Origin of the sequence: Nocardioides sp. GY 10127 (genome assembly GCF_004919085.1) — a bacterium.
Classification (GTDB): Bacteria; Actinomycetota; Actinomycetes; order Propionibacteriales; family Nocardioidaceae; genus Nocardioides.
This window is the reverse complement of the sequence record NZ_STGL01000005.1, coordinates 351,303-366,730: the sequence shown is the minus strand read 5'-3', so window position 1 is coordinate 366,730 and position 15,428 is coordinate 351,303. Positions and strand designations below refer to the sequence as shown.

The following is a 15,428-nucleotide window of genomic DNA, read 5'->3' as shown; positions in this document are numbered from 1 at the left end:
CACGCACCTCTAGGAGCTCGCATGCACATCGGACTGGTCGGTCTCGGCAAGATGGGCGGCAACATGCGCACCCGCCTGCGCGAGGCGGGGCACACGGTCACCGGCTTCGACTTCGACCCGAGCCTGCGTGACGTCGACAGCCTCGAGGCCCTCGTCGAGGCACTGCCCAGCCCCAAGGTGGTCTGGGTGATGGTCCCGCACGGCAAGCCCACCCACGACACGGTCGCGCAGCTCGGCGAGCTCCTCTCCGAGGGCGACCTGGTCGTCGACGGCGGCAACTCCAAGTGGACCGACGACGTGCGCCACGCCGAGGAGCTCGGCGCCAAGGGCATCGGCTTCGTCGACTGCGGCGTCTCCGGCGGCGTGTGGGGCCTGAAGAACGGCTACGCGCTCATGTGCGGCGGCGCGCCCGAGGACGTGGCGAAGGTGCAGCCGGCCTTCGACGCGCTCAAGCCCGCCGACGGTGGCTTCGTCCACGCGGGCTCCAAGCCCGGTGCCGGCCACTTCGCCAAGATGGTCCACAACGGCATCGAGTACGCGATGATGCAGAGCTACGCCGAGGGCTGGGAGCTCCTCGAGGCCGTCGACATCGTCGAGAACGTGCCCGAGGTCTTCGACTCCTGGCGCACCGGCACGGTCATCCGCTCCTGGCTCCTCGACCTGCTCACCGCGGCCCTCGAGGACGACGAGCACCTGGACGCCCTGCGCGGCTACGCCGAGGACTCCGGCGAGGGCCGGTGGACCGTCGAGGCCGCCATCGACAACGCCGTGCCGATGCACGTGATCGCCTCCTCGCTGTTCGCCCGCTTCACCTCGCGGCAGGACGACTCGCCCGCCATGAAGGCCATCGCGGCCATGCGCAACCAGTTCGGCGGGCACGCCGTGCGCTCCGGCGGCAAGGACGCCTGAGGCCCGCGAGGCCGGCGGCCGACCCCACGGTCGGCCGTCCGGTCGGCCGCACGACCCGGCACGCCACCGACCCCGTCCGCCATGCACGTCTCCCACCTGACCCTGCACCAGTTCCGGTCCTACGAGCAGGTGGACGTCGCGCTGGAGGCCGGGGTCACGGCGTTCGTGGGTCGCAACGGCCAGGGCAAGACCAACCTGGTCGAGGCGGTCGACTACCTGTCCCGGCTCTCCTCGCACCGGGTGGCCAGCGACGCCCCCCTCGTCCGCTCCGGGGCCGACCAGGCGCTGGTGCGGGCCGCCGTGGTCCGCGAGGGTCGGACGGCGGTGCTCGAGGTGGAGCTCAACCCGGGTCGCGCCAACCGGGCCCGGGTCAACCGCTCCCAGCTCCCCCGCACGCGTGACCTCGTCGGCCTCGTCCGCACCGTCGTCTTCTCCCCCGAGGACCTGGCGCTGGTCAAGGGGGACCCCGGCGAGCGCCGACGGTTCCTGGACGACCTGCTGGTCCTGCGGGCGCCCCGCCTGGCCGGCGTCCGCTCGGACTACGACCGGGTGCTGCGGCAGCGCAGCTCCCTGCTCAAGACCGCCGGCGCCGCCCGCCGCGGGTCCTCGTCGGCGGAGGGGGCGCTGGCCACCCTCTCGGTGTGGGACTCCCACCTGGCCCGCACCGGAGCCGAGCTGCTCGCGGAGCGGCTCCGCCTGGTCGACGACCTCCGCCCGTACCTGGCCCGCGCCTACGAGGCCGTCGCCCGCGGTGCCGGGCGCGACGACGCGCACGTCGAGTACCGGCCGAGCCTCGAGCTGCCCGCACCGGGGAGCCGCGACGCGGGGACGCTGGAGGAGGTGCTGCTGGTCGAGCTCGAGGCGCGTCGGCGCGACGAGCTGGAGCGCGGCGTGTGCCTGGTCGGCCCGCACCGCGACGACCTCCTCCTCACGATCGGCTCCGAGGACGGCCCGCGGCTGCCGGTGAAGGGCTACGCGAGCCACGGTGAGTCGTGGTCGTTCGCGCTGGCCCTGCGGCTGGCCTCGTTCGACCTCCTGCGCGACGACGGCGACGACCCTATCCTCATCCTCGACGACGTCTTCGCCGAGCTGGACGCCGGTCGCCGGGCCCAGCTCGCCGAGATGGTGGCCGGTGCCGAGCAGGTCCTGGTGACCGCGGCGGTGGCCGAGGACGTCCCGCCGGCCCTCGCCGGGGCCCGGTTCACCGTCAGCGCCGGCGAGGTGACCCGTGTCGGCTGACGAGGAGCCGGAGGCCGGCGTCCCCGCTCCCGATGCCCCGGACGAGGGCGCGGGCGAGGGCGCGGAGCCGCACCAGGACGACGGCCTCGACCTCGCCCGCCGGATCGCCCGCGCCACCGCGGCCGGGGGTCTGCCGGCGGACAAGCGCCGCCGCCGCAGGCCCCGGCCCGCCCCCGGTACGTCACCGCGCGGCCTGGACGACCGCGACCCCCAGCTCCTCGAGGGCACGCTGTCGCGACTGGTCGCGGACCACGGCTGGGCCCTGGACCTGCGGGTGCACGGCGTCTTCGCCCGCTGGGTGGAGATCGTCGGCGAGGAGATCGGCGCGCACTGCACGCCGGAGTCCTTCGCGGAGGGACGGCTGGTCGTGCGCACCGACTCGACCGCCTGGGCCACCCAGCTGCGGCTGCTCCAGACCCAGGTCCTGGCCCGGCTGAACGACGACCTGGGCCCCGGCACCGTCACGGTGCTCGACGTCCAGGGACCGCAGGCGCCCTCCTGGTCGCGCGGCCCTCGCCGGGTCAAGGGACGTGGCCCGCGCGACACCTACGGCTGAGTCGGGGGCCCGACCCCACCTGAGCCCTCCTGAGCCGATCCGGGCGCCTCTCGGCCGTATCGGTACCTGTCGGACCCCCTGCTGGGCGCTCTGAGAGGCCGTTCCGGGGGTTTCAGGGGCATCGAAGCGAGCTGGATCCCCAGCCGCACGGGTGGCTACGTGGCTCTGAGGCGCTCAGCGGCTATCATGACCACTCGGGCCGCTGCTGTGCGGCCCGCCGTGTTGCGCGAGGCCCGACGACCCCCCGGTCGGACCCGGGCCCCTGGGAAGAGGTGGCAGTGAGCGAGCAGGCTGGAGTCCCGGACGGCAGTGGCGACGAGGTCGCCTACGACGCGTCGGCGATCACCGTCCTCGAGGGTCTCGAGGCGGTGCGCAAGCGACCCGGCATGTACATCGGCTCCACCGGCGAGCGGGGTCTGCACCACCTCATCTGGGAGATCGTGGACAACGCGGTCGACGAGGCGCTGGCGGGCCACTGCGACCGCATCGTCATCACCCTGACCGAGGACGGCGCGGTCCGCGTCGAGGACAACGGTCGAGGCATCCCCACCGACACCGCCCCGGGCCAGGAGATGCCGGCGCTGACGCTGGCGCTCACCGTCCTGCACGCGGGCGGCAAGTTCGGCGGCGGCGGCTACAAGGTGTCCGGCGGCCTGCACGGCGTGGGCGTCTCCGTCGTCAACGCCCTCTCCAGCAAGGTGATCGCCGAGGTCAAGAACCGCGGCCACCTCTGGCGCCAGACCTTCACCCTGGGCGACCCCGACGGGCCGCTCGAGGAGGTCCGCCCGATGGAGGAGGGCGAGCGCACCGGCACCACGGTGACCTTCTACGCCTCCCCCGACATCTTCGAGACCACCACGTACAACCTCGAGACGATCACCACCCGCATCCGCGAGATGGCGTTCCTCAACAAGGGGCTGGAGATCGTCGTCCGCGACGAGCGCCCCGAGGGCCAGGCCGTGGCGGAGGCCGTCGACGGCGAGCCGGTCGAGGACGAGGCCGAGCACCTCGCCGGGCCTGTGCGCGGCGAGGGAGGGGCGCTGGAGCAGGTCTTCAAGTTCGAGCGCGGCCTCGTCGACTACGTCGAGCACCTCAACAAGCGCAAGACGATCGCGACCCCCTCGATCATCTCCTTCGAGGCGGAGACCCCGCCGAGCGTCGAGAACCACATGAGCGTCGAGATCGCGATGCAGTGGAACACCTCGTTCACCGAGTCGGTCCACACCTTCGCCAACACGATCAACACCCACGAGGGCGGCACCCACGAGGAGGGCTTCCGTGCGGCCCTCACCTCGCTGGTCAACAGCAAGGGCGAGGACTGGGGCCTGATCAAGAAGAAGGAGGACCGGGTGTCGGGCGACGACATCCGCGAGGGCCTCACCGCGATCATCTCGATCAAGCTCGCCGAGCCGCAGTTCGAGGGCCAGACCAAGACCAAGCTGGGCAACACCGAGGCCAAGGGCTTCACCCAGCGCGTCGTCCACGACGAGTTCGGCGCGTGGATGGAGGCCAACCCCAACGAGGGCAAGGACATCGTCCGCAAGGCCCAGGCCGCGGCGACGGCCCGCATCGCCGCCCGCAAGGCGCGCGACCTCGCCCGCTCCCGCAAGGGCTTCGGCACCGGCGGCTCGCTGCCGGGCAAGCTGGCCGACTGCCAGTCGCGCAACCCCGCCGAGTGCGAGGTCTTCATCGTGGAGGGTGACTCCGCGGGCGGCTCGGCCAAGTCCGGCCGCGACCCGCGCATCCAGGCGATCCTCCCGATCCGCGGCAAGATCCTCAACGTCGAGAAGGCGCGCCTCGACAAGGTCCTGGGCAACCAGGAGGTCCAGGCGATCATCTCGGCGCTGGGCACGGGCATCACCGACGAGTTCGACATCGAGAAGCTCCGCTACCACAAGGTCGTCCTCATGGCGGACGCCGACGTGGACGGCCACCACATCAACACGCTGCTGCTCACGCTGCTGTTCCGCTTCATGCAGCCGCTGATCCGCGAGGGCTACGTCTACATGGCGCAGCCCCCGCTGTACCGCCTGCGCTGGAACAAGCCGGCCGAGCACGAGTTCGTCTACTCGGACGCCGAGCGCGACGCCCTGCTCCGGGCGGGCACCGAGGCGGGCAAGAAGCTCCCCAAGGAGAACCCGGTCCAGCGCTACAAGGGTCTGGGCGAGATGAACGCCGACGAGCTGTGGGAGACCACCATGGACCCGGACCAGCGCCTGCTGCTCCAGGTCACGCTCGACGACGCCGCCCACGCGGACGAGATCTTCTCCATCCTCATGGGCGAGGACGTCGACCAGCGGCGCTCGTTCATCCAGCGCAACGCCAAGGACGTGCGGTTCCTCGACATCTAGCGGCACGGCGGCCGATGCCGTCCTCTACCACTGTCTTGAACCCTTCCTAGATTCATCTAGACGCGACGAGAAAGAGCGATCGTGACCGAGACCCCCACCGACGGCGGCACTCCCCCGGGCCCGGGCGGACGCATCGAGCGCGTCGAGCTGCAGACCTCGATGCAGCGGGCGTACATCGACTACGCGATGGCCGTCATCGTCGGCCGCGCGCTGCCCGACGTCCGCGACGGCCTCAAGCCGGTGCACCGCCGCGTCCTGTACGCGATGTTCGACGGCGGCTACCGCCCCGACCGCGGCTTCTCCAAGTGCTCCCGCGTCGTCGGCGACGTCATGGGTCAGTACCACCCGCACGGCGACTCGGCGATCTACGACACCCTCGTGCGCCTCGCCCAGCCGTGGGTGATGCGCAACCCGCTGATCCACGGGCAGGGCAACTTCGGCTCGCCGGGCAACGACCCCGCCGCGGCCATGCGGTACACCGAGTGCCGGATGGCGCCGCTGGCCATGGAGATGGTCCGCGACATCGACCAGGACACGGTCGACTTCGGGCCCAACTACGACGGCCGGTCGCAGGAGCCGAGCATCCTGCCCAGCCGCTTCCCGAACCTGCTGGTCAACGGCTCGGCCGGCATCGCGGTCGGCATGGCCACCAACATCCCGCCGCACAACCTGCGCGAGGTCGCCGCCGGCGCTATCTGGGCGCTGGAGAACCCCGAGGCCACCCGCGAGGAGCTCCAGGAGGCGCTCCTCGAGCGGATCAAGGGCCCCGACTTCCCCAACGCCGCGCTCATCGTCGGCCGCGCGGGCATCGAGCAGACCTACAAGACGGGTCGCGGCTCCATCACCCAGCGCGCCGTCGTCGAGGTCGACGAGGACGCCAAGGGCCGCACCTCGCTGGTCATCACCGAGCTGCCCTACATGGTCAACCCCGACAACCTGGCCGAGAAGATCGCCGACCTGGCGCTCTCGGGCAAGGTCCAGGGCATCGCGGACGTCCGCGACGACACGAGCTCGCGGACGGGCCAGCGGCTGGTCGTCGTCCTCAAGCGCGACGCCGTGGCCCGCGTGGTGCTCAACAACCTGTTCAAGCACACCGAGCTGCAGACGAACTTCAGCGCCAACATGCTGGCGCTGGTCGACGGCGTGCCGCGCACGCTCACGATCGACCAGTTCATCTCCCACTGGGTCGAGCACCAGGTCGACGTCATCCAGCGGCGCACGCGCTTCCGCCTGAAGAAGGCCGAGGAGGACGCCCACATCCAGCGCGGCCTCGTGAAGGCGCTGGACGCGCTGGACGAGGTCATCGCCCTCATCCGCCGCTCCCCCGACGTCTCCGAGGCCCGCCAGGGGCTCATCCGGCTGCTCGAGATCGACGAGATCCAGGCGGACGCGATCCTCGCGATGCAGCTGCGGCGCCTGGCCGCCCTGGAGCGTCAGAAGATCATCGACGAGCTCGCCCGGCTCGAGGAGATCATCGCGGACCTGCGCGACATCCTCGCCAACCCCACCCGGCAGCGGACGATCATCGCCGACGAGCTCACCGAGATCGTCGACAAGTTCGGCGACGAGCGGCGCACCCAGATCGTGGCCGCCGCCGAGGGCGACATCTCGATGGAGGACCTGATCCCCGACGAGGAGGTCGTCGTCTCCATCACCCGCGGCGGGTACGCCAAGCGCACCCAGCGGCACCAGTACCGGGTGCAGAAGCGCGGCGGCAAGGGCGTGCGCGGCGCGACCCTGCGCGGCGACGACGTCGTCGAGCACTTCATCGCCACGACCAACCACCACTGGCTGCTGTTCTTCACCACGGCCGGTCGCGTGTACCGCACGAAGGCCTACAACCTGCCCGAGGCGGCTCGGGACGCGAAGGGCGGCCACGTCGCCGGCCTGCTGTCGTTCCAGCCGGACGAGCAGATCGCCCAGGTGCTCGCCATCCGCGACTACGACCAGGCGCCCTACCTCGTCCTCGCCACCCGCGCGGGCCTGGTGAAGAAGACGCGGCTGGCCGACTACAACTCCCCGCGCCAGGCCGGCGTCATCGCCATCAACTTCCGCGAGGACGACGACGCGCTCATCGGAGCCGAGCTGGCCTCCGGCGACGACGACATCCTGCTGGTCTCCCGCAAGGGGCAGGCGATCCGGTTCCGCGCCGACGACGCCCAGCTGCGGCCGATGGGGCGCGCGACGTCCGGCGTGACCGGGATGAAGTTCCGCGAGGACGACAACCTGCTCTCGCTCTCGGTGATCCGTGCCGCCCAGGTGGCGGCGGAGGAGGCCGCGGGCCTCGCGGAGACCACCGAGGACTCCGCCGGCGTCGAGGTCAGCACCGAGGCCGTCGAGGAGGTGAAGCCGCAGTTCGTCTTCACCATGACCGACGGTGGCTTCGCCAAGCGCAGCCGCATCTCCGAGTACCGCCTGCAGTCGCGCGGCGGCCTCGGCATCAAGGCGATGGCGCTCGGCAACACCGACCGCGGCGGCCTCGTCGGCGCGTTCATCGTCCAGGACGGCGACGAGATCATGTCGATCACGGCGTCCGGCCAGGTCGTGCGCAGCCCCATCGACGAGTCGTTCCGGCCCACCGGCCGCTCCACGCAGGGCGTGAAGTTCGTGACGCCCAAGCGCGGCGACAGCGTCGCGGTGGTCGCCCGGTCGGTCGAGGCACGTGAGGAGCCCGACGAGGCGGGTGAGGACACGGAGCCGGAGATCTCAGCCGGGGATGCAACAATCGCGGACGACGCGGCGTCCCAGCAGGTGAGTGACGCCGAGGCCGGGGCCCACCCCGAGGACGCGGCCGACGTCACCGACGAGCGAACCGAGGATGAGGACTGATGACGGAGCGTCCGACCCAGGACCGACCCGCCCCTGCCGAGAAGACGAGCACGTTCGGCGGCAGGCTGACCTCTCTCCGGCCCGCGCCCGCCGGGAGTGCGTCGAACGGGGACACCTCCCTGAACCCCCGACCGCAGAAGGAGCCCAAGGTGGCTGTCGGCCCCTCCCGTCGCGCGCGGCTGCGCCTGACCCGGATCGACCCCTGGTCCGTCATGAAGACCGCGTTCCTCCTCTCCATCGCCGCCGGCATCGTGTCCGTCGTGGCGGTGCTGATGGTGTGGAGCGTGCTCGGCGGTGCCGGCGTCTGGACCTCGATCAACCAGACCGTCGCCGACGTCGTCGGCGAGGACTCGATGGGCAACTTCGACATCGAGACCTACCTCGGCACCTCGCGCGTCGTGGGCTTCACGATGGTCATCGCGGCCATCGACGTGGTCCTGCTGACCGCCATCGCGACGCTGTCGGCCTTCCTCTACAACATGGCCGCGGCGCTCCTCGGCGGCATCGAGATCACCCTCGCCGAGGACCGCTGAGCCTCGCGGCTCCCGCCCGGGGCGGCGGCGTTTTGTTGCCGTCCCGGACCCTCGGGTATCGTCCTTTCTCGGTTCACCGCGTGGAAACATGCAGGTGGGCCGGAGGCCGGACACCCGGCCACGGGCCTATAGCTCAGACGGTTAGAGCGCTTCCCTGATAAGGAAGAGGTCACAGGTTCAAGTCCTGTTAGGCCCACCCGCACCATCTCCGCCACCCACGCTGGAGTCGCCGTGAAGAAGATCCTCCTCCTGGCGCTCGCCGCCGGGGTCGCCGTCGTCGCGAAGAAGCAGCTCTCGCGCACCCGCGCCGAGCAGGCCCTCTGGGCCGAGGCCACGGACGACGTGAAGCGGTCCTGATCCACCCACCGACGGCCACGCCGTCACGGGGCCTTGGCGCAATTGGTAGCGCACCTGCTTTGCAAGCAGGGGGTTAGGGGTTCGAGTCCCCTAGGCTCCACCACGAGGAACCGCAGGTCAGCCTGCGGTTTCTTCTCCTTTCCGGGCCTTCACGCGGTTGGCGGGCGGGCCGGCTGCCCGAGACGAAGTGCAGCAGTGGGGTGGATGCGGTGTGCCGGGTGCACCGCATCCACCCCGTTGGTGTGCTCGACGGGCTGGACGGACTCGCCGACTCGACGCGCTCGACGCGCTCGGCGGGCTCGGCGGGCTCGGCGGGTGAGTGCGCGGCGTCGACCGAACCCCCCGCCCGCCAGTCGGCTTCGGTCCTCGTGGGCACGAGGACCGAACGGCCGCACCGGCCCCGCACCGTCCTGCTGACCTGCATCGATGCTCCCGCAGGCCAGCTGGCGTGCTGGTTCGGTCCTGGTGGAGCCGAGGACCGAACGCCCCGGCCGCCGGTCGGCTTCGGTCCTTGTGGGCACGAGGACCGAACGGCCGCACCGGCCCTGCAGCGTCCCGCTGACCTGCACTGATGCACCCGGCCACCGGCTGGCAGGCTGGTTCGGTCCTCGTGGACGCGAGGACCGAACGCCCCGCCCGCCGGTCGGCTTCGGTCCTCGTGGAGACGAGGACCGAACGCTCCCCAGCGACCCGCGGCACAGCAGCTGCCGGGACGCAGCAGGGCACGGGAGGGTCTGCGGAAGCAGTCCGGTGTGTCCGAGCAGTCACCCCGGCACCCACCCCGGAGGTGGCAGCGGGGAGCGGGCGGGTCTAGTTTCGGCTCGCTGCGCCGGGTGTTCCGGCAGCACCGACGGGACGGGTTCCGTGCTCGTCGGCGAGTGAGGAGCGTCCCCATGGATTCGCACGCCGGCGCGCGGGGTGCCCGCGCCGCCCTGACCCTCGGTGCCCTCGGGGTGGTGTTCGGCGACATCGGCACGAGTCCGCTCTACGCCGTCCAGACGGTGTTCGCGATCGACGACGGCGCGGTGAAGGCGACGCCGGGTGACGTCTACGGCGTCATCTCGCTGATGTTCTGGTCCATCACCCTGGTGGTGTCGGTGAAGTACGTCGGCCTGGTGCTGCGCGCCGACAACGACGGGGAGGGTGGCGTGCTGTCCCTGGCCCACCTCACGCATCGGGTGATGCGACGGGCCCACCGGGGCTCGGTGGCGGTCATGGTGCTGGGGGTCGTCGGAGCGTCCCTCTTCTACGGCGACAGCGTCATCACCCCGGCCATCTCCGTGCTCTCCGCGGTCGAGGGCGTGGAGGTGTCGGTGCCGGCGGTCGCGCACTACGTCCTGCCGATCAGCCTCGCCATCATCGTGGTGCTCTTCGTGAACCAGCGGCACGGCACCGAGAGGGTCGGGAGGCTCTTCGGGCCGGTCATGGTGCTCTGGTTCCTCACGCTCGCGCTCCTGGGCCTGCGACACGTGGCCGAGGACCCGGCGATCCTCACCGCGCTGTCGCCCCACCACGGCGTCCTGTTCCTCGTCGAGCACCCCGTCACCTCGTTCATCGCGTTGGGTGCCGTCGTGCTGGTCATCACCGGGGCGGAGGCCCTGTTCGCCGACATGGGCCACTTCGGGCGCGTCCCGATCACGCTCGCGTGGTTCGCGGTCGTCTTCCCGGCGCTCACGCTGAACTACCTCGGTCAGGGGCAGATGCTCCTCGACGACCCCTCGACGGCCGGCAACCCGTTCTTCGAGATGGCGCCCTCGTGGGCGCAGCTGCCGCTGGTCCTGCTGGCGACCGCCGCCACGGTCATCGCCAGCCAGGCCGTCATCACCGGCGCGTACTCCGTCTCCCGGCAGGCCGAGCGCCTCGGCTACCTCCCCCGTCTCACCGTCCGCCAGACCTCGCGCCTGGAGAGCGGGCAGATCTACGTCCCCTCGGTGAACTGGCTGCTGTTCCTGGGCGTCGTGATCCTCATGCTCACCTTCCGGTCCTCCTCCGCGCTGGCCACGGCGTACGGCATCGCCGTGACGGCGACCTTCATGCTCACCACCATCCTGTTCTGCCTGTACGCCTACCGAGGGCTCGGCTGGGGGCGCAAGCGGACGATCGCCGTCGGCGGGCTGTTCCTGCTGGTCGAGGCCACGTTCTTCACCGCGAACGTCACCAAGATCCTCAGCGGCGGCTGGCTGCCGGTCCTCATCGCCTCGGCGCTCATCACCGTGATGCTCACCTGGCGCCAGGGCGTGAGCGTCATCAACGCGCGGCGTCGCAAGCTCGAGGGCTCGCTGCGGCACTACCTGGAGCACAGCGGCGTGCGCACCATGCGCCGGACGCCCGGCGTGGCCGTGTTCATCCACCCGAACAAGGAGACGGTGCCGCTCGCGCTGCGCGAGAACGTCACCTTCAACGAGGCGCTGCACGAGCAGGTCGTGGTGGTGAGCTGCCAGTCGCGCAACGTCCCGCGCGTGGAGCCCGAGGACCGCGTCACGATCGACCACCTGGGTGACCCGTTCGACGGCATCACGCACGTGCGGCTCGACTTCGGGTTCGACGAGGACGTCGACGTGCCGGCCGGGCTGGCCCTGGCCGTCGCGCAGCACGGCCTGGACCTCGACCTCGACCGGGCCGCGTACTTCGTGTCCCGGGTGACCCTGGAGCCCAGCGACCGCCCCGGCCTGTGGCGCTGGCAGAAGAACCTGATCAAGGCGCTCTCGCACAACGCCGCCGACCCGACGCTCTACTTCAACCTGCCGATCGCCCGCACCGTCACGATGGGGGCGCGGCTGCAGTTCTGAGGCCGGGGACGCTCACGCCAGCGCGAGCACGGCGGGCACGGCGAGGACGCCGAACCGGACGATGCGCCCGACCACGCACAGGCTCCAGAACTCCCAGCGGGGCTGCTGCGCGGCGCCGGCGGCGACGCTGATGACCGTGAGAGGCGGCAGGCCCACCGCGGCCGAGGCCAGGACGAGCGAGGAGCGCGAGCCGCGGCAGCTCAGCCGCTCCCGCGTCCAGCCGGCCCAGCGTGACTCCGCCCATCGTGAACCGGCGCGGTGCCGCGCCCGAGGGGCTCTCGAGGCGGACGAGCGGGCCGCGCAGCGCGCCGACCCGCGACGTCCTGCCTCGAACAGGACCATCCGCGCCGTGCTCTGCCCCAGGGCGAGGGCGAGCACGAGCCCGACCGCCTGCCAGGCACCGAAGCCCCCGGCGGCCGCCGCCAGGGCCTCGGCGTTGACGACGGGGACGACGGCGGAGAGACCGCCCAGCCCCAGCGCGGCCAGCAGGCTCAGCACGGCCGGGCACCTGTCGCCGGCGTCGGGGTGGGGGTCATGAGCGTCAGATCGGCAGGGCCGGCCGCCGGATAACAAACGTTTACGCAAGATCCGGACACGACACGCCGACCCCGCTGCTGGGCGCGGCAGCGGGGTCGGGGTAGGTTCCTGCCCAACGGCTGTGGCCGACCTGGGGAAGGGTCGGCCGCGGCCGTTTCCCATTCCCGGCCGACGACCGGGCGCGCGTCAGGTCTGGCTGCGGATCCGCTCGAGGAACGTCATGACCTCGCCCTGCAGGCCGTGGGCGCTGGTGGTCATGCCCTCGTGACCGTCCACGACGCCGGCCATCGAGTCCACGGTGCCGGTCATGTCGGAGACGGTCGCGATGACCTGGCCGATGACGTCGACCGCGTGGGCCGTGCGTCCCTGGATCTCGGCCACCTGCTCGGTGACCTGCTGGGTGGCTCGGGACGTCTCGGTGGCGAGCTCCTTGACCTCGGCCGCGACGACGGCGAAGCCCTTGCCGGCCGCGCCCACGCGGGCGGCCTCGATGGTGGCGTTGAGCGCGAGCAGGCGGGTCTGGCTGGCGATCGTGTCGATGAGGCGGGCCACCGACTCGATCTCCTGCACCGCGCGGTCGAGCGAGTCGATCGTGTCCTTGGCGACCTCGGTCTGGTCGGCGACCCCCCGGGCGTTGCCGGTCAGCTCGCGGGTGGCGTCCGAGAGGCCCACCGCGGCGTCCGCGACGCGCGAGGTCACCCCTACCACGGCCTGCTCGAAGCCGTCGGCCAGGGCCATCCGCTCGGCGGTGGCGGCCGCGACGACCTGGGCGGTGTTGCGGATGAGGTCGCCGCCCTCGTTGATGCGGCGGGCCCCGTCACGGAGGCTGCCGGGCATGCCCTGCTCGAGGAACCGTCGGGCGTTGCTCGGGTCGGTCGCGGCGAGCAGCGAGGCGCCGGCCTCGCGGACGAACGCGTCGAAGAGGTCCAGGACGCGGTTGACGGCCCAGCGAGCCGTGTCGAGGTCGTCCCCCTGGCCGGCGGCGGACGTGATCCGCGCCTCCAGGTCGCCGTCGCCGACGCGACGGCAGACCTCGGTGAGCTCGGCGATGAAGGCGGGGGTGGAGCCGACGGTGTCGACGGCGGCGACGCGTCGGCGGCCGACGCGGGGGAGGGTCGAGGTCATCGGGAGGCTCCTGCGAGGTGGGCGTCGGTGATCTGCCAGATCAGCTCGTCGTAGGTGAGACCGGCGGCGGTGAGCTCCTGCTCGAGCGCCTGGTAGCCGGCGTCGGCCTGGGCGCGGGCACCGTGGACGGCGGCCTCGACGGCGAGGAGACGGTCGTAGAGCGGCCGGATGCGGTCGATGGCCACCGTGCCCGGGGCGCGGCGGCTGGAGTGGTAGCCGACGACGGCCCCGGTGGCCCCGAGGCTGGGGGTGACGTGGGCGAAGACCCAGTAGTAGCCGCCGTCGACCGTCTTGTTGACGACGTAGGCGAACACCTCGCGGCCGGACTCCAGGCGGTTCCACAGCAGGCGGAAGACGGCGCGGGGCATGGCGGGGTGGCGCACCATGCTGTGCGGCTGCCCGATGAGGGACTCCTCCGTGTAGCCCGAGACCTTGAGGAACGTGTCGTTGACGTACGTGAGCCGACCCTGACGGTCGGTCTTGCTGACGATGAGCTCCTCGGACGCCAGACGGGCCTCGCGACCGGTGAGCAGGGTGGCGGTGGTCATGACTGGCCCTTCGGGACGGGCCGTCGGCACCTGAGCATTCGAGGCCCACCCTCCGCCCCGCACACGTTTGCGGGACGGCTGGTCGGGACCTTGGTCCCGACGTCCGGGGCCCATGGGCCCCGCCAGCAGGGATCTTCACGACTCCTTCATCCGCGGGGTCGTGAAGGACGTATGAGGTCGGCCCTGCCGGGCAGGGCGGCGTGTCGGGTGCCGTGCCGGGTGCCGTGCCCGTGGGGGCCACCTCGTCGAGTCGGCTCCGCGTGGGCACGGTCCGTACCCTGGGGCCGTGACCTCCGCCCTCTCCCCGCGGCTGTGGGGCCTGCACCTGGCCGGCCTCGTGGTGGTGCTGGCGACGCTGGCCCTGAGCTGGTGGCAGTGGGGGGCGTTCGAGGCACAGCGGGCCGCGGCGGCGCAGGACCTCACCGAGGCCCCCGCCGTCACGCTCCAGTCGGTCTTCGGCCACGACGACCCCTTCCCCGGCGCCGACGTCGGTCAGCCCGTGACGGTGACCGGCACCTGGGTGCCCGACGGCACCGTCTTCGTCTCGGGCCGCGAGCACGACGGCCAGGAGGGGTACTGGGTCGTCACCCCCCTCGCGGTCGGCGACAAGGGGGACGCCGACGCCCCGGCCATCGAGGTCGTCCGCGGCTGGACCGCCTCGATCGACGACGCCCCCGCCGCGCCGACGGGCCAGGCGCAGGTGCAGGGCTGGCTCCAGCCGACGGACGGCACGGGGGACGTCGACACCGACCGCTCCGACGACGTCATCCCCCAGGTCCGCATCGCCGACCTGATCCAGCACGTCGACCAGGACCTCTACAGCGGGTACGTGGTGGCCGACCCGGACGCGGCCGGCACCAGCAACGACGGGACGGACGACCTGGCGGCCGCCGACCTGGCCCAGCTGCCCGAGGCCGCCGGCGACACCGGGCTGCGCAACCTGCTCTACGCCATCCAGTGGCCGGTCTTCGGCGCCTTCGCCTGCGTGGTGTGGTGGCGCCTGGTCCAGGACCGGATCGCCGAGCCGGAGGTGGTGGAGGAGTCCGGCGACGGGCCCGGGCGCAGTGAGCGCGACGAGGACGGCCCGGGCGGCGGGAGCGAGGGCGGCGAGAGCGAGGGCGGCGAGGACGCGGCCGAGGACGCTGGCCCCGACGGCCCCGGGCGCCGGGGCGATGCGGACCGGCCGGTACCGTCTGAGGCGTGAACGACTCCCTCCGCACCCCGCTCAAGGCCTACCGCACGATGGCCTGGATCGTCGGGTGCCTGCTGATCGTGCTCGTGCTGGTCGGCCTCCCCCTGCACTACGGCTACCTGGTGAGCGACGCGGCCTGGCTGGAGAAGGGCGTCAGCGGCGTGCCCGGCACCGGCGGCTCCGGCTGGCGCCTGGGCAGCTTCATCTCCGAGTACCTCGGCATCCTGCACGGCTGGCTGTACATGATCTTCCTGGCCTGCGCCTTCTGGCTCTCGCGCAAGGCCCGGTGGAGCATCGGCTTCACCGTCGTCACGCTGCTCAGCGGCACCGTGCCGATCCTCTCCTTCTGGGCCGAGCACCGCGCGACCACCCGCACCCGGGCGCAGTACGGGCTCTGAGTCGCACCGGGCAGCCCCGGACAGCACGGGACAGCACGAAGGCCGGCCACCCCACGGGGTGACCG

The 15,428-nt window shown here is 71.9% G+C and carries 13 protein-coding genes and 2 tRNA genes; 12 read left to right on the top strand and 3 right to left on the bottom strand.

The features are described from left to right. The first annotated feature begins 21 nt into the window (after positions 1-21). The 10 genes from gnd (at position 22) to E8D37_RS08870 (ending at position 11,563) form a co-directional block, all read left to right on the top strand. On the top strand, positions 22-909 hold the full coding sequence (gene gnd, locus E8D37_RS08910) for a phosphogluconate dehydrogenase (NAD(+)-dependent, decarboxylating) (protein WP_136569399.1): 888 nt from the start codon (positions 22-24) through the stop codon (positions 907-909). Positions 910-990: 81 nt separating this feature from the next. Next, positions 991-2,148 carry a DNA replication/repair protein RecF gene (recF, locus tag E8D37_RS08905; protein WP_136569398.1) on the top strand — a complete coding sequence of 386 codons (1,158 nt, stop codon included), beginning with the start codon at positions 991-993 and terminating at the stop codon, positions 2,146-2,148. Next, positions 2,138-2,704 (top strand): DciA family protein, encoded by a 567-nt coding sequence (locus E8D37_RS08900; protein WP_136569397.1) that lies wholly within the window; start codon positions 2,138-2,140, stop codon positions 2,702-2,704. Before recF ends, E8D37_RS08900 begins: the two co-directional genes overlap by 11 nt. A 272-nt stretch (positions 2,705-2,976) precedes the next feature. Further along, positions 2,977-5,055 (top strand): DNA topoisomerase (ATP-hydrolyzing) subunit B, encoded by a 2,079-nt coding sequence (gene gyrB / locus E8D37_RS08895; RefSeq protein WP_136569396.1) that lies wholly within the window; start codon positions 2,977-2,979, stop codon positions 5,053-5,055. Between the two features lie 81 nt (positions 5,056-5,136). Beyond that, positions 5,137-7,884 carry a DNA gyrase subunit A gene (gene gyrA, locus E8D37_RS08890; protein WP_206055655.1) on the top strand — a complete coding sequence of 916 codons (2,748 nt, stop codon included), beginning with the start codon at positions 5,137-5,139 and terminating at the stop codon, positions 7,882-7,884. Between the two features lie 149 nt (positions 7,885-8,033). After that, the gene (locus E8D37_RS08885; protein WP_240770297.1) at positions 8,034-8,417 is read left to right on the top strand and encodes a DUF3566 domain-containing protein; all 384 of its coding nucleotides are present in this window, start codon (positions 8,034-8,036) and stop codon (positions 8,415-8,417) included. 122 nt (positions 8,418-8,539) lie between these two features. After that, positions 8,540-8,613, top strand: a tRNA-Ile gene (locus E8D37_RS08880). Between the two features lie 35 nt (positions 8,614-8,648). Continuing rightward, positions 8,649-8,774 carry a DLW-39 family protein gene (locus tag E8D37_RS20290; protein WP_240770296.1) on the top strand — a complete coding sequence of 42 codons (126 nt, stop codon included), beginning with the start codon at positions 8,649-8,651 and terminating at the stop codon, positions 8,772-8,774. A 27-nt stretch (positions 8,775-8,801) separates the two neighbouring features. Beyond that, positions 8,802-8,877 (top strand) — tRNA-Ala (locus tag E8D37_RS08875). A 790-nt stretch (positions 8,878-9,667) separates the two neighbouring features. Continuing rightward, positions 9,668-11,563 carry a potassium transporter Kup gene (locus E8D37_RS08870; protein ID WP_136569394.1) on the top strand — a complete coding sequence of 632 codons (1,896 nt, stop codon included), beginning with the start codon at positions 9,668-9,670 and terminating at the stop codon, positions 11,561-11,563. Positions 11,564-11,575: 12 nt separating this feature from the next. Here the strand turns inward: E8D37_RS08870 and E8D37_RS08865 are convergent, their stop codons facing one another. From E8D37_RS08865 to E8D37_RS08855, 3 genes are all read right to left on the bottom strand, one after another. Then, on the bottom strand, positions 11,576-12,061 hold the full coding sequence (locus E8D37_RS08865) for a hypothetical protein (RefSeq protein WP_136569393.1): 486 nt from the start codon (positions 12,059-12,061) through the stop codon (positions 11,576-11,578). Between the two features lie 225 nt (positions 12,062-12,286). Next, a complete protein-coding gene (locus E8D37_RS08860) occupies positions 12,287-13,225 on the bottom strand; it encodes a methyl-accepting chemotaxis protein (RefSeq protein ID WP_136569392.1) in 939 nt (312 codons plus the stop codon). Further along, positions 13,222-13,773, bottom strand: a complete 552-nt coding sequence (locus E8D37_RS08855; RefSeq protein ID WP_136569391.1) for a PAS domain-containing protein — start codon at positions 13,771-13,773, stop codon at positions 13,222-13,224. Before E8D37_RS08855 ends, E8D37_RS08860 begins: the two co-directional genes overlap by 4 nt. 286 nt (positions 13,774-14,059) lie before the next feature. Between E8D37_RS08855 and E8D37_RS08850 the strand changes: the two genes are divergently transcribed. Continuing rightward, positions 14,060-14,977 (top strand): SURF1 family protein, encoded by a 918-nt coding sequence (locus tag E8D37_RS08850; protein ID WP_136569390.1) that lies wholly within the window; start codon positions 14,060-14,062, stop codon positions 14,975-14,977. After that, on the top strand, positions 14,974-15,363 hold the full coding sequence (locus tag E8D37_RS08845; RefSeq protein ID WP_240770295.1) for a DUF3817 domain-containing protein: 390 nt from the start codon (positions 14,974-14,976) through the stop codon (positions 15,361-15,363). Before E8D37_RS08850 ends, E8D37_RS08845 begins: the two co-directional genes overlap by 4 nt. The last annotated feature ends 65 nt before the right edge of the window (positions 15,364-15,428 follow it).

Bases quoted from the DNA above. Each gene is read 5' to 3' on its own strand.
- gnd (WP_136569399.1), top strand. From the start codon at position 22: ATGCACATCGGACTGGTCGGTCTCGGCAAGATGGGCGGCAACATGCGC.
- recF (WP_136569398.1), top strand. From the start codon at position 991: ATGCACGTCTCCCACCTGACCCTGCACCAGTTCCGGTCCTACGAGCAG.
- E8D37_RS08870 (WP_136569394.1), top strand. From the start codon at position 9,668: ATGGATTCGCACGCCGGCGCGCGGGGTGCCCGCGCCGCCCTGACCCTC.
- E8D37_RS08860 (WP_136569392.1), bottom strand. From the start codon at position 13,225: ATGACCTCGACCCTCCCCCGCGTCGGCCGCCGACGCGTCGCCGCCGTC.
- E8D37_RS08855 (WP_136569391.1), bottom strand. From the start codon at position 13,773: ATGACCACCGCCACCCTGCTCACCGGTCGCGAGGCCCGTCTGGCGTCC.